Below are 13959 nucleotides of genomic sequence, written 5' to 3'. Positions count from 1 at the left end.
CNTCCAAGATGGAAGTTTCGATCATTTTCCCTGTCTCTTGGGAATTCGAATTCGAGTTGAGCCTTATTCTTAGGCTTTTTGCTTCGATTAAATACCATGGGCCCATTCTATATAAATCTCATTTTTACGCAAGCTAACATATTGAATTCTATGTAATATTTTCGCATTTTTTCATGTATTTTTAAGTTTGACCGATATGGTCAGGTATGAAGAAACTAATTTTTATACCACTACTCGCATTATTGGCCCTGACATCGTGTACAACATCATCTAAAGCTTCGAGGGAGACGGCTTCTGAAAAGAAGGCATTTGATAAACTCGAAAAGCATATGGAAAAGTTTCCACGAATTAGAAGAACTCTCTGATTAAAATCTAACAAAACACGTCTTTAATTTCAGAAGGACTCTCGATAGAATATTCCTAAAATTAGAATAGGAGTATTTTTTGAATTCAATGAAAAGACGTGATTTTGTAAAGTTCATGGGGGGGAGCCGTGGCCTTTGGCCCGACAATTCTCGCGATGAGCTCTTGTCAGAGTAAGAACAAATCCTTTGCGATTATTCCAAGTGACAAAGATGATCTCATTCTTTCTGAAGGGCTTCATTATGATGTTCTTTTGAAATGGGGAGATAAAATCAACTCACATGAAGCTTTTGGCTACAATAATGACTATACGGCATTAACTTATCTTTCTAAGGATCGCGCTCTTTTATGGGTTAATCATGAGTATGTCCATCCTCTTTTTGTTAGTGGATATACACGAGAGACTAAAAGAACTAAGGAGCAGGTAACGACTGAGTTAACTGCTTGTGGTGGTTCTATTGTAGAAATCAAAAAGAATCTCAATGGAACTTGGAGCTTTGTCTCAGATTCTAAGTACAACCGTCGTCTCACTGGCTTAACAAAAATTCCATTTGCTGCTGATAAAGTTGTCGCAAACAAAAAGTTTGGAATAGGGACTTTTGGAAATTGTGCTGGAGGAGTGACTCCTTGGGGAACAATTTTAACTTGTGAAGAAAATTACGATAGTTTTATTGGCGAGCTCTCTCATGAAGGGGAGAAGTCGGAAAGTCGCTACGGTTGGGAAAAATACTATCCAGATCATCATCCTCATCATTATGGTTGGGTTGTCGAGGTTAATCCAAGAACAGGTGAAGCAAAGAAGCATACTTCTATCGGCCGCTATGCCCACGAGTGTTGTACATTAGCAAAGGCTCAAGATGGACGTGTCGTGGCATACTCTGGTGATGATAGAAAGAACGAATTTATTTATAAGTTTGTCTCAAATACAAAAGACTCTCTAGACGATGGAGAACTCTTTGTTGCAGATATAACGAATGGTAAATGGCTCTCTTTAGATATCAATAAGAGTGAAGTTCTAAAAAAGAACTTTAAATCCCAATTAGAAATACAAATTCATTGTCGTAAAGCGGCTCGACTTATTGGGGCAACTCCATGTGATAGACCGGAGGATATTGAAATTCATCCAAGCACCGGCGACGTATATATTGCATTAACAAATAATTACTCAAGCCGCGATCTCAAGAACCCAAAGAATAATTTCTTCGGGAAAATTTTAAAAATTATTCCAGATAATGGTGATCATGGCTCCCTGTCATTTAAGACTGCGGATTCGCTTATTGGGGGAGAAGAAAGTGGAGTCGCTTGCCCTGATAATTTAGCCTTTGATAAGAAGGGGAACTTGTGGGTCACGACTGATATGTCTGGAAGTATGATGAATAAGGTCCCTTATAAGAAGTTTAAGAATAATGGACTCTTCTATATTCCTCTGGCCGGTAAAGATGCAGGAAAGGCTTTTCAGGTCGCCTCAGCTCCTAAAGATGCGGAGCTTACAGGAATTACTTTTTCAGAGGATTACAAGACTCTTTTTATGAGCGTTCAGCATCCTGGAGAAAAGTCTCGAAGTCTTGATGCCTTAACAAGTCATTGGCCGGAGGGGAAGGGAAATGTCCCAAAACCATCTGTTGTGCAAATTCAAGGTGAGTTACTCGATAAGTTAATGTCATAAATAAAGGGCCTACTGGCCCTTTTACTTTATTTGAAGTGTTTTCTTAGATTGAATATGGAATACTCTGTCATCAATTTTGATTTTGTGATTCTCAAGAAGGACTTGAGTCGAAGACTTTACCGGAATCAGATTATTATCTTCTCCATCCTTCGCAATGATATGACTCTCAAGGAGAGTAGGCTCCTTTTTGGAAGTATCTAAATCAAGAATATAGATACCTTCTATTGGTCCGTAATAACTTCTAAAAATGTAGCTATGTCGAGAATCTGAGTAAGAGATAACTGCACTCTTAACCTGCTTCTTCTCTGATTTAAGTTTTAATTTAAAGCTCTTTGGATATTCGCCAAAACCAGTAAGATTGGTAATGGCCTTTTCTCCCTTGTGAAGAGCGACACTAACACCTGCATCTTTACTGAGGTATTGTATCAGTTGATACTCATTAATATTGTCACAAGCAACAATCTTCTTATATAGCGCTTTATTTTTAAGAAGATCCTGACACTTATCTGCCATTACAAAAGTGCTCGTTAAACTAAGAACTAGAAATATCTTAATACTTTTTTTGAATAGGTTTGTTATTTTCATCGCTCTTCTCCTTGAGAACTAGATGAATTGGAAGAACAATCTTCACAAGCTTTATCAGCATTGTCTTGACTTGTATTTGACGCCACACTTGTTCCATTCTTGCCTTCAGCATGTTCAAATGATCTTTCCGTGTTTCTTACACTTTCGCTTTTTATAGTATCTTCACACTGAGAAATATTACTAAAATCTTTTTCTACAATTGAGCCACAGACTGATGAATTATCAAATCGATCTAGACCTTGTTTTTGAATGATTTGTCCTAACTTCTTGCGATAGCCTCTATCTGCTGCATAACTTCCAAGGGTTGGAACAAACTCTTGCCAGGTTGCCACTCTACCTTGTAGTTCTGCCTTGGCCACAACATTTCGAGTTTTATTATAGGCCCTACTTGTCTTCTGGTTTGTAAGTAGGTTATCTGCATATGCAGAGACACTATCGTAGACACTTTCAAACTTCATATAATAGTGACCTTCATTGGCAGGTCTTTTGACTGTACAGTCATAAGTTATAGTTCTCTCTTTATCAGTTCCTTTAAAGAGTACTTTCTTTTTATTACTTCCGTAGCTAAAACAAGAATGTCCAAAGAGGTTGTTGGCACGAGCAAAAACCTTTGAAGATCCCCAACCCGTTTCTAAAAGAGCTTGAGCAATAATAACAGAAGCAGGGATTTTTGTTTCTTGCATAACTTTAATCGCAGCTGGTGCAATCATATTGATAAAGTTTTTCTTTTTCTGATCACTTGGAATATTACTCTGCATTCTCGAAAAGTCTCTAGAGTCGAGATTTTGATAGAACCCTTCGTTGTAGCTGACACAGCTCTTTGCCTGATCTTGTTGAGGAACAAAGGGGTCATCAACAATCGTTGGGCAAAAATCTTTTGGTGGCTGAGTATAGCGAAATATTGGAAAAGGGAGTCCTTCTCTATGTGTCTTTGGCGTTTCGCATGATGTCGAAATCAACGCACTTAAAATGACTAATAAATAAAATAACTCTCTCATCTGTATACTTCTCGGTCGTTGTTCTTCTATATCTTAAGTTTCTTGCCCTGAGTCACAAATAAGAGTTTCAATAAACCGAACTAGCTAACAAGAAATCAGTAGGTTATGGACCTTAACACTAGGGGATTCTTATTCTTTCAGTGACAATTATTATTTGCACTTTTGGCACTTTAAAAACCCGTAAAAACTGACATTTTAAAGCATTTATGGGATTATTTGACATACACACAATAATTGCACATCGAGGAAAATTGAGAGATGGAAGACACGTCAACGGAAACTCCAAAATCATTTAAAGAAACTCACCCAGATAGCTTTGTTCATTTGCATTTACATACTCAGTACTCACTACTGGATGGGGCCATTCGTCTTAAAGACCTTATTCCAAGGGCCCAAGAGTTAGGAGTTCCTGCGATTGCTCAAACGGATCACGGTAATATGTTTGGGGCAATTGATTTCTATACAAGATGTAAGGGAGCAGGAATTAAGCCAATTCTTGGTTCTGAAATATATTTTACACCTGGCTCACGTCATGATCGTCTTTCTGCCAAGAGAGCTAAGACTGTTGGTTCTCAAGATGCTGAGGAGTCGTCAAGACAGATTCACCACTTGATTCTTCTTGCAAAGAATAACACTGGTTATAAGAACCTTTGTAAACTTCTTTCAAGGGCCTATATGGAAGGTTTCTATTACAAGCCAAGGGCCGATGTTGAGCTATTAAAAGAATATTCAGAAGGGCTGATTTGTACTACTGCTTGTTTAAAGGGTGAGGTTGGATACAACTTCTTTACGGGACAAGATGAAAGAGCAGTTAAGGCCATTGAAAAGTTAAGAGATATCTTTGGTCCGGACGATTTTTATCTTGAGATTCAAGAAAATGGTATTCCTGAACAAAAGATTGTTAACGAAAAAGTTATTGAATACGCGCGTAATAACAATATAAAGCTTGTCGCAACTAACGACTCTCACTATATGACCGCTGAGGATGCGACAGCACAAGAGGTTCTTCTTTGTATTCAAACAGGAAAGACCTACGCCGATGAAAATAGAATGAAAATGACTTCTCATGAGTTCTACTACAAAACTCCTGAGGAGATGAGGGCGGCTTTTCATTACTGTCCAGAAGCTTGTGATAATACACTTGAAATCGCTGATAAGTGTAATGTCGAGCTAAATTGGACCGATGAAAAGGGGAACCAAATTTATCACCTTCCTGATTACCCAATTGATACTGGGGAGCACATGAATGACTACTTCGAAAGAGTGTCTAAGGAAGGTCTTGAAGAGCGCTTTAAAGGTCCTCACTTCACGAAGCTTATCCAAGAAGAAAACTGGGAGACTGAGCTAAAACCTCAGTACTATGAGCGACTCCAATATGAAATCGATATGATTAATATGATGGGGTTTCCTGGGTACTTCCTTATCGTTGCTGACTTTATCCAGTGGTCTAAAGATAATGGAATTCCTGTTGGGCCAGGTCGTGGATCTGGGGCAGGTTCTCTTGTTGCTTATGCTCTAACCATTACCAATATTAACCCTCTTCCATATAATCTTCTCTTTGAGAGATTTATTAACCCTGAGCGTATTTCGATGCCTGACTTCGACGTTGACTTCTGTCAAAGTGGTCGTCAAAGAGTTATTGAGTATGTAACTGAGAAATATGGTGAAGATAAGGTTGGGCAAATTATTACCTTTGGTAAGCTTCAAGCAAAGGCCGTTGTAAAAGACGTTGCTCGTGTTTACGACCTCTCTTTTGCTGAGGCCAATATGATTTCAAAACTCATCCCTGATGAGATTGGGATTACTCTTGATAAGGCCCTTGAAATGGAGCCTAAGCTAACGGAGCTAATCGAGAGTGATCAGAAAATCAGACAGATCTTTAAAATTTCAAAAAGACTCGAAGGTCTCTACCGTCACGCGGGGATTCACGCGGCCGGTGTTATTATTACAAACCTTCCTCTGGTAGAGTATTGTCCACTTTTTAAAGGGGCAAAAGGGGAGAAGGTTGTTCAGTTTGACAAAGACTTTTCTGAGCAGATTGGACTTGTTAAATTTGACTTCCTTGGTCTTAAAACTCTGACAGTTATTGATCACGCTTCTAAGTTTATTCAGCGTGACCATATGCCGGAATTTGATATTGAGGCCATTGACTACGAAGACCAGAATGTCTTTAAGTTTATTGGTGATGGTCACACGACAGGAGTATTCCAGTTAGAATCTTCTGGGATGATTGACCTTTGTAAAAGAATTCAACCCGATTCAATTGATGATATTACCGCTATTAACGCTCTCTATAGACCTGGACCAATGGGTTCTGGAATGCATGATGAGTTCGTTGAGATCAAGCACGGGCGTAAACCTGAAACATATGCCTTTGAAGAGCTAAAGCCACTTCTTAAAGATACCTACGGTATTATTATCTACCAAGAGCAAGTTATGAATATTGCCCGAGAGCTTGCTGGTTACAGTCTTGGACAAGCGGATATTCTTCGTAAGGCCATGGGTAAGAAGAAGATTAAGCTTATTCAAGAACACCGTGAGATCTTCCTCAATGGTGCACGTGAAAGAGGTTTTGATGAGAAGAAGGCCGATGATCTTTATGGACTGATGGCAAGTTTCGCGGAATATGGATTCAACAAGTCCCACGCGGTTGCTTATTCTTATATTTCTTATCAAACAGCTTTCTTAAAGCATTATTATCCGGCTCAGTTCTTCGCGGGACTATTGAGTACGGAATTATCTAATACCGATAAGATTACTGTTTATATTAACGATGCAAAGTCTTATGGAATTGAAGTTTTAGCTCCTGATGTTAATGAATCGCTTTGGCTTTTCAACGTTGTCGATGGAAACCTCCGTTTTGGAATGGGGGCCATTAAAGGTGTTGGTGAAGGAGCCGTTGAAGAGATGATTCGAGAAAGGGAAGAGAATGGGCCATTTACTGGTTTCATTGATTTCTGTGAAAGAGTTAATCTCAAGAGTGTAAATAAGAGAGTTATTGAAGCTCTTATCAAGGTTGGTGGATTTGATTCTTGTGAAAATACAATGAATAGAAGAACCATGCTTGAGAATATGGAAATTGTTGTCAGCTACGCTCAAAAACGCCAGATGGAAAAAGAGCTTGGGCAAACAAACCTCTTCGATATGGGAGCTTCTGAAGAGGCCAATGATCAGGCCAATATGCTTGATATCCACCATGTGGAAGATTTTGACGACAGAGATAAGCTTCTTTATGAAGCTGAGCTTATGGGGATCTACGTTTCAGGTCACCCTCTCGATCGATTCCAAGGTGTTATTGAACAACTTGCTTCAATGCCAATTGCTCAAATACATGACATCGACGGTCAGGCAAAGCGAGATATGGTTGTTGCAGGAATGATTGTTGAGAAGAAGGATATTATGACTAAGAAGGGTGACAGAATGTGTTTTGCCACTCTCGAAGATATGACTGGAAAGATTGAATGTATTGTCTTTCCTAAGACTTTTGCTGAGTTTAATGAGCTTCTCTCTAGTGATGAGCCGCTGATTATGACTGGGCAAGTAAACCTGGCCGAAGAGCCAAGGAAGTTTTTTCCTAGTAAGGTTCAAAAATTAAAAGATCAGGCAGAACAAAGGGTTACCTCAGTTCGAATTAATGTTAAAATGGAAGGGTTAAACGAAGGGCGCTTAAATCGTCTTAAGCAAACTCTTCTTGGATATAGAGGAAGTGTTCCTCTACATATTATTTTTGAGCATGAGAATGGTCGCGCACGATTGCCACTGGGAGGAAGTTTCTTGGTTAATCCGACGCCTCAACTCGCTGCAAAGGTAAATGAAATTTTTGATACAAATGCTGTAAACTTCATCGTTGATGGGAGAGTTGAAGAAGCTCCAAGTTTACAACAATAAAATAGAGTAGACTAAATCTAAGGACGGATATGAGAAAACTACAAGGTGTAGTAACTTTACTATTATTTCTATCGCTGAATGTTCAGGCCAAGTTTATTGAAGGAGAGGGGAAGTTTCTCTCTCAAGACCAAGATTCTGTTTCTTTTATTAAGAAGCAACTTCTCTCTAATGCTTTTAAGAAAGTTATTGATATCCAATTAAAAGAGATGGGGCTTGATGCCACGACTTTTTGGAATAATTATAATTCTAAATTTGAAGAGCATTTTGCAACAATTAGACAAAGTGTTGTTGAAAAATATGAAGTCGAAGAAGATGGAAAGAAAAGTATCCCTAGAAATAAGCAAGACAACTTTGATAAAGAAGTTCGTTATAAGCGATTAAAGTCGAAATCTCGATTTGGTAGACTTGAAAGAGCGATTCAATCTTATTCAATCAAGAAGATATCAAAATCGATCAGAATGCCTAATTCTCATTATATTAATGTCAATGCCCAAGTTAATAGAAAGAAGCTGACAGATATTTATTATAAATTTATTGGTGTGAGTAGTATTCGTACTTTTAGAAAGTTATTTGTTGATGTGAAGTACAATCTTATTAACACAAACTGGATTGAACTAGGTGTCGAGACAGAAGGTGATTTCGTTAATGTTGTTAATGATCATTGGGTTCAAAAACTTACGGAGAATACAGGAAAGATCTTTAGTGAAGGAGTTGTTATTGTTGATGACTCAACAAGATCTCTAATAAAAGAGCGACTAAAGAAACCAGTTGAGCTTTTAAGAACGGCCAATACTTCTATGATTGATGAAGATAGTACAGGTATATCTGACTCTCTCTACATGAACGTTGAAGTCGATATAGAGAAAGAGAGAGCGGACCTTGGTCTTAAGAAAATTGAGCTTAAGTTCTATGGAGGATTCACACTAAGAGATCTTAAGAATAAATCAATCGTGACATATCAGGACTTTGTTGCAGAAAAATCAACATTTAAAATTTTAGATGCTCACACATTGAGCTCAAATATTGCAAGTCTTGTTTATAGACTACCAATGACAAAGATTACTTCTCTTCGAAAAATTATTGAAGAGAATGCTAAGAATAAGAACTCTTTTGAAATAATGATTAAGGGAACAAAGAATGTTAATGAGGCCTTTTCTTTTGTTAAGAAACTAAAAGAGAAGGGACTTCTTTATTACTTTGAGCCACAAGTAAAATCCCTTGTTGGAGAAGAGGTTAAGATTCTTGTTGAGTATTCAGGTGTAAAAGAAAGGGCTCTCGAGGTCTTAGGGAAAATGATTTCTGAGCAAATTGCAGATAATAGAGTCGTAAAGAGAAATGGAGAGCTTCCATTTGTATTTAATATTGAAGATATGACAAAAGAAGCGCCTCAGGGTCAAAATGGCGAGCAGGGAACTAAGGCAAATAAAGTTCCAAGTAAAAACTCTAGTAAGATATAGGTTGTAGGAGCCAGTACGCATGATAAGAAATTTTATTGCATTAATTTCAGTATTCACTCTTGTTTCATGTTCCTCTGGAGTTATCAAGAGGACAAATCATGGAAAGAGACCAAGAGCACAAGCTCGACCTTATTTCACAGGTGTAAAAAAGAAAGTGGCCCTTCTACAGTTCTTCAATGAGTCTCCTTATGGGGGACGCGATCTAAGTATTACGGCCACAGAAGAATTAAGAAAAGAACTGACTCGTACCCAAGCCTTCATTATTGATACAATGGGAACTAAGATTTTTGGAAGCTCTAAGGAAATTTATTCTGGTGGGGGAGTTAAGCTCGTTCAAATGGCAAGAAAGGCCAAGATGAATGGTGTGAACTTTGTTGTCTTTGGTCGTGTTATCGAAGCAAGAATTAGAGAGAAGTCTGATGAGATCGGTGTTGTTAGACAAACTAAATCTTATACTGAGTCCAAAGTTGAAATTAGAATCTTTGATGTTAATTCAAATAAAGAAATTTATACAGAAACAATTCGCGGTTACGCCGATGACAGTAGTATGAGATTCTTTGCTGCTGATAGAGAGTCTAAGTTAGAACATAGAAGAAACCTTTTGCGATATGTCGTTAAAGTGGCCATTAGAAAAGCTATCCCTCGAATTATGGCCCTTGCTGAGAAATTAGAGTGGGTTGGTCGTGTCGCGAGAATTGTTGGGAATAAGATTTACATTAATGCTGGGAGAAATTCAGGTATTAATATAGGAGATATTTTAAAAGTTGTGACAGAGGGAGTAGAGATTTACGACCCTGAAACAGGTGCCCTCATCGGAGTAGGTAAAGGTGAAGTGAAGGGAACTATTGAAATCATCGATTATGTTGGTCCAGATGCTTCTATTGCTATTTTACACTCAGGGGGATCTGTACACGAAGGAGACTTTGTACAGCTATACTAGTCTATGTTTTACAATTTGTTTAAGCCTATTGCTTTTGCCATGGATGCTGAAAAAGTCCATGATCTTACAATTTCTATTCTATCAAAAAATGGACACTGGGGAAGCTTCCTTGGTGTCTCAGAATCAAACACAAATTTTAATTTAAAGGTTGGGAATAGAACTTGGTCATTTCCAATTGGTCTTGCAGCGGGACTTGATAAGAATGCTCAGTGTTATGACTTCTTTGATAATCTAGGTTTTGGTGCTGTTGAAGTTGGTACAGTCACTCCTTTGGCGCAGACTGGAAACCCTAAGCCTCGTTTATTTCGTTACCCAAAGGAAGAATCACTAAGAAATTGTATGGGTTTCAATAACCTTGGTTCAGACTTTATGTTTGAGACGGTTTCTAGGTTGCCTCAATATAAGGAGCAAAGACCGACTCCGTTGGGAGTTAATATTGGAAAGAATAAAGTGACTCCTGACGAGATTGCCCACGAAGATTATCGTTTTCTCTATGAGAAGTTTAAAGGACTGGCCGATTATATTGTTGTCAATGTTTCATCGCCTAATACTCCTGGGCTTAGAGAACATCAAAGTCGAGACGGCTTAGAAATGATTTTAAAAAGTCTTGAGAGACGAGAAGGCGACGTTGATCTCTTTGTTAAAATCTCTCCTGATATGAATATTGAATCTCTTCCTGATGTCATAGAAGTGGCCAAGAAGTATCATGTTACTGGAATCATTGGCACCAATACGACCATTATGGAAGATCGTGGAGTTGGGGGTATTTCTGGTAAGTTACTCTTTGATAAAGCTCGAGTGATGAGAAAGAAATGCTTAGAACTAACGAAAGAAGCTGGTCTTGAGTTCATTGGGGTTGGAGGTTTCTCGAGCTTTGAGGAAATTCTTGAATATTGGAAGGATGGGGGAAGGGCCGTCCAAATCTATTCGGCCTTTATCTTTCAAGGTCCAGACTTATTAAAAGATATCGAGCATAAGACAAAAGAGCTGATGGACTTTCATGGTGTTTCAACTTTTGAGGAGCTTCTTGAGAGATTACAAGAAGGTTAACGAGGAAGAAAATGAAAGTTGCTGAAATACCATTTAATATGAGCATTATTATTGATTCATCTTTTAAAGAAGTTCCCGAAGACTATGATGAAATGTTGAAGGGAATTAATTTTCTCTTTGAAAAGATTGATAATGAGTCTCATGAGGCCAAGAAAGCGGCTCTCCATTCATTGGTTGGTAAATATCTGAGAGTCGTCAATAAACTAGAAGAGTCTGAACAACAATTAGGACATGCTTTTGAAGGCTTTAAAGCACAAGGCCTGAAGGTCCCTGGAGTCATTGCTAAATTTCGTTTGGGGTTGACGTATCTCTATCAAGAAAAGTACACAAGGGCAGATGATTTCCTCTCAAAAGTTCTCGAGATTTGTTTGCGTGTAAATGATGAACACCTGGTAAAGCTCTGTGACCATATTTATTTCACGATGGGATTAAGTAAAATGTGGCAGAAAAATTATACTGATGCTGATCGCCTTTTTAACGAATGCCTAGAACTTCGTATTGTGAAAGGAGATATTGAACTTATTGAGCTGACTAAGAAAGTTATCATGGCGAATAAACCTTCTTAGGGGCATACCTCGTTATAATTAGTGTTATAGTTTTTTGCTTTAATATAATCATTAAAATTCACTTCAAGAACTTTTTTAATTTTTTGTGAAGCTATTGAACAAGATGATTTCATAATCTGATCAAGCTCTTCAATATCGAGGTTAAGATTACTTAGGTTTTCAGATATTTCTACAATAGAGTTACCATTCTCATTCGTCAGCATTTTTCCAATCGTTTGCACATAAGCGTGACGAAGCTCAGGCACCTGTTGAGTTACATTGTCCATTTGGGCAAAGAATTGACCTTTTGTTTCATCCTTAAACTTTGTCGCTTTATCTATTAGCCCTAATAAGTCATCAGGTGAGTCATTATTGGCCAGATAGAGCTTGATCCCTTCTAATTGAACCTCTGCATTTTGAGAGGTAAAAATTTGATCATAGTCAATTTCATCTAAGTTGTAGTCAAGGATTTGGGCCTCTTGCGAAACTAAGTTGAGAAGTTTTAGGTTTCGTGCAAGAAGCTTATCTGCCGTTGTATTGCTTGGGTCAAAGTAGCCATCTTGATCGGCACTTAGACCACAGTGATCTTCTATACAGCCAGCAATATTTGAAATTACTTTCTTGGAGTGTTCATAGATTTTAACTGCATCAATTTTAGCAAGAATTTCTCTCTCTGATTGTGTGAAATCAATTGTCATATCCCAGTACTGTGACTTTGAAACTTCTTTGTCAATCGACTTGATCACTACTTCTAGATCTTTTACTTGCGGTGAGGCTTTTAAGGATTGGGCCTCTGGGCCTTGAGTCGCGGCTTCTTCTATTTCTTTTTCTGGTAGTTTCCTTTTAATTTCAGAAACTTGTTTCTCGTGTGATTGATTACTTTGTTTGTAAAAGTAGAAGGCGATTAAGAGTATTGGAATGATAAATAATGTTTTCTTCGTCATAATAAAAAAAAGGGGAGTTAGTAACTCCCCTTATTATAACTTATTTTTATAGATTTGATACAGCTGAATGTTTTGATCCTTTTGGATTACCACTGTTGAAGTTTTTAACGATTTCATCTACAGCAGCTTTTGTCTTAGCATCTAATTTAAATGAAAGAGAGCTTCCATAACCAATCTTGTCTTGGTCGATAAACTTGATTACTTTGTTCAAGTTGTTCTTGAAGTGATAGTCAGGGTGTCTCTTTAGACTCATATTCCCAACAGCATTCTTAAGCTCTGAAATCTCACTCTTTAATGCGCTAATTTTCTTCTTTGTTTTACTATTTTTGAAGAACTTTCCTTCTAAGTCTTTTAGCTCTTCTTCTGCTTTAGTGATTCTTTCCAGTTTCTCTACATCCATAATACGACATGCTTTCTTGATCTGACCTTGGTTACATTTTCCGGCCCATGTCCCTCTTACGAGATTTGTGTAGTTAATACTTTTGTCAGAACTTACAAGACATGAGTATGAGCTCTTCTTTGTTTTATTACGGCTTCCCTTAACTTTATCTGCATCGTAGTAGGCCTTTTTAAATCCAACGTGAATAAAGTTTAGTCCATACTTAAATGTTTCTTTTAGTGAAAGATACATCTTCTTTGCCAAGTACTTATCATAGTGCCATCTTAGAGAGAGTTGAACTGGACCAATATCTGTTCCATCTGCTCCTCTAATTATCTGACGAATAACCTGATCATTTGCGACATTGTCACAATCTGCGATAAATGGAGTTTCCCCAGACTTAAGGTATTTAATAAAGTGTCTATAGTTTGAGGCCTTGTCTGTATTAGCAATTCTTTCTTTTTTCTCGTCGAGTAGAATTCTGGTATAGTCGTCAACCATTTGCTCTCTCATATGTCTGTAGCCTTCTTCATCTGCTGACATTGCTTCAAGTCTCGCTTTGTCTTCAGAGCTGGCCACTTCTGATTCTAAGTTGGCATTGACGTGTTCGAAAATTTTCTTCTTACTATGTTCAAACATGATGTCACCATTATTTGCCTTACGGTAACATAGTCCTTTTTCATCATTTGTTTGACGGTAACTCATGTAGAGACCTTCATGCATTGGAAAAGTAAGGGCCAGCATCATAAATGAGTTATATGCTTCGTGGTCACCATACTTTAGATATCTTTTAGCAATTTGATGGGCCTCTTGAATTAAGGTCTTCATATAGATGGAACCATATTCATTCTTCTTAGATTCTTCATTAATCCAAATAGGAGCATCTAGTTGAACATCTTTATTGATAGAATAGAACATCTTATCCATCCATGACTGTCTCGAGATGACTTCATTTACAACGGCGTTCTCTTTTACGATCTGTGCACTTTGAGATGTAGATGTTTGGGCATTAACATTACCAACACAACTTGTAAGTGTTGTTCCTAATAGTAGTAATGCAAGACTCTTCTTTGCAATAGTCATTTGAAATCCTCGGTTAATGAATTTGTGGCATCATATCTATAAATAATGCATTGCACAATAA

At 37.8% G+C, this 13959-nt stretch carries 11 protein-coding genes; 7 read left to right on the top strand and 4 right to left on the bottom strand.

Annotation, left to right across the window (positions count from 1 at the left end; genetic code table 11):
* Positions 1-206 precede the first annotated feature (206 nt).
* On the top strand, positions 207-365 hold the full coding sequence (locus M901_RS17330) for a putative lipoprotein (RefSeq protein WP_021276293.1): 159 nt from the start codon (positions 207-209) through the stop codon (positions 363-365).
* Positions 366-493: 128 nt separating this feature from the next.
* On the top strand, positions 494-2029 hold the full coding sequence (locus M901_RS01115) for a PhoX family phosphatase (protein ID WP_021276309.1): 1536 nt from the start codon (positions 494-496) through the stop codon (positions 2027-2029).
* A 21-nt stretch (positions 2030-2050) separates the two neighbouring features.
* On the opposite strand, the gene M901_RS01110 is transcribed toward M901_RS01115, so the two are convergent.
* Both M901_RS01110 and M901_RS01105 read right to left on the bottom strand, forming a co-directional pair.
* Entirely contained in the window at positions 2051-2614 is a 564-nt protein-coding gene (locus tag M901_RS01110) for a hypothetical protein (protein WP_021276298.1), read from the bottom strand.
* Entirely contained in the window at positions 2611-3612 is a 1002-nt protein-coding gene (locus M901_RS01105) for a glycoside hydrolase family 73 protein (protein WP_021276292.1), read from the bottom strand. The genes M901_RS01110 and M901_RS01105 overlap by 4 nt, the downstream gene beginning before the upstream one ends.
* A 258-nt stretch (positions 3613-3870) precedes the next feature.
* On the opposite strand from M901_RS01105, the gene dnaE reads away from it, so the two are divergent.
* From dnaE to M901_RS01080, 5 genes are read left to right on the top strand one after another with little or no spacing between them, the layout of a single operon-like run.
* Positions 3871-7500 (top strand): DNA polymerase III subunit alpha, encoded by a 3630-nt coding sequence (dnaE, locus tag M901_RS01100; protein WP_021276291.1) that lies wholly within the window; start codon positions 3871-3873, stop codon positions 7498-7500.
* A gap of 29 nt (positions 7501-7529) precedes the next feature.
* Positions 7530-8957 (top strand): hypothetical protein, encoded by a 1428-nt coding sequence (locus M901_RS01095; RefSeq protein ID WP_021276300.1) that lies wholly within the window; start codon positions 7530-7532, stop codon positions 8955-8957.
* Between the two features lie 19 nt (positions 8958-8976).
* Positions 8977-9897 carry a curli production assembly/transport component CsgG gene (locus M901_RS01090; RefSeq protein WP_021276313.1) on the top strand — a complete coding sequence of 307 codons (921 nt, stop codon included), beginning with the start codon at positions 8977-8979 and terminating at the stop codon, positions 9895-9897.
* A 3-nt stretch (positions 9898-9900) separates the two neighbouring features.
* On the top strand, positions 9901-10947 hold the full coding sequence (locus M901_RS01085; protein ID WP_053335805.1) for a quinone-dependent dihydroorotate dehydrogenase: 1047 nt from the start codon (positions 9901-9903) through the stop codon (positions 10945-10947).
* Between the two features lie 11 nt (positions 10948-10958).
* Complete coding sequence (locus M901_RS01080; RefSeq protein ID WP_021276294.1) at positions 10959-11513, top strand: tetratricopeptide repeat protein; 555 nt, start codon at positions 10959-10961, stop codon at positions 11511-11513.
* Here M901_RS01080 and M901_RS01075 read toward each other — a convergent pair.
* Both M901_RS01075 and M901_RS01070 read right to left on the bottom strand, forming a co-directional pair.
* Positions 11510-12436, bottom strand: a complete 927-nt coding sequence (locus M901_RS01075) for a hypothetical protein (RefSeq protein ID WP_021276304.1) — start codon at positions 12434-12436, stop codon at positions 11510-11512. The genes M901_RS01080 and M901_RS01075 overlap by 4 nt on opposite strands.
* Positions 12437-12482: 46 nt before the next feature.
* Positions 12483-13898, bottom strand: coding sequence for a lipoprotein (locus M901_RS01070; RefSeq protein WP_021276296.1), 1416 nt, complete (start codon positions 13896-13898; stop codon positions 12483-12485).
* Positions 13899-13959: the final 61 nt, after the last annotated feature.

This window comes from Bacteriovorax sp. DB6_IX, from assembly GCF_000447775.1.
In the GTDB taxonomy this organism is placed as follows: Bacteria; Bdellovibrionota; Bacteriovoracia; order Bacteriovoracales; family Bacteriovoracaceae; genus Halobacteriovorax_A.
Note: the sequence above shows the minus strand (reverse complement) of the source record. Positions and strands in the feature narration are given on the sequence as shown.

Excerpts from the sequence above, each read along its gene's own strand:
- M901_RS01075 (WP_021276304.1), bottom strand. The coding sequence starts at position 12,436 with ATGACGAAGAAAACATTATTTATCATTCCAATACTCTTAATCGCCTTC.
- M901_RS17330 (WP_021276293.1), top strand. The coding sequence starts at position 207 with ATGAAGAAACTAATTTTTATACCACTACTCGCATTATTGGCCCTGACA.
- M901_RS01105 (WP_021276292.1), bottom strand. The coding sequence starts at position 3,612 with ATGAGAGAGTTATTTTATTTATTAGTCATTTTAAGTGCGTTGATTTCG.
- dnaE (WP_021276291.1), top strand. The coding sequence starts at position 3,871 with ATGGAAGACACGTCAACGGAAACTCCAAAATCATTTAAAGAAACTCAC.
- M901_RS01090 (WP_021276313.1), top strand. The coding sequence starts at position 8,977 with ATGATAAGAAATTTTATTGCATTAATTTCAGTATTCACTCTTGTTTCA.
- M901_RS01070 (WP_021276296.1), bottom strand. The coding sequence starts at position 13,898 with ATGACTATTGCAAAGAAGAGTCTTGCATTACTACTATTAGGAACAACA.
- M901_RS01085 (WP_053335805.1), top strand. The coding sequence starts at position 9,901 with ATGTTTTACAATTTGTTTAAGCCTATTGCTTTTGCCATGGATGCTGAA.
- M901_RS01095 (WP_021276300.1), top strand. The coding sequence starts at position 7,530 with ATGAGAAAACTACAAGGTGTAGTAACTTTACTATTATTTCTATCGCTG.
- M901_RS01080 (WP_021276294.1), top strand. The coding sequence starts at position 10,959 with ATGAAAGTTGCTGAAATACCATTTAATATGAGCATTATTATTGATTCA.
- M901_RS01110 (WP_021276298.1), bottom strand. The coding sequence starts at position 2,614 with ATGAAAATAACAAACCTATTCAAAAAAAGTATTAAGATATTTCTAGTT.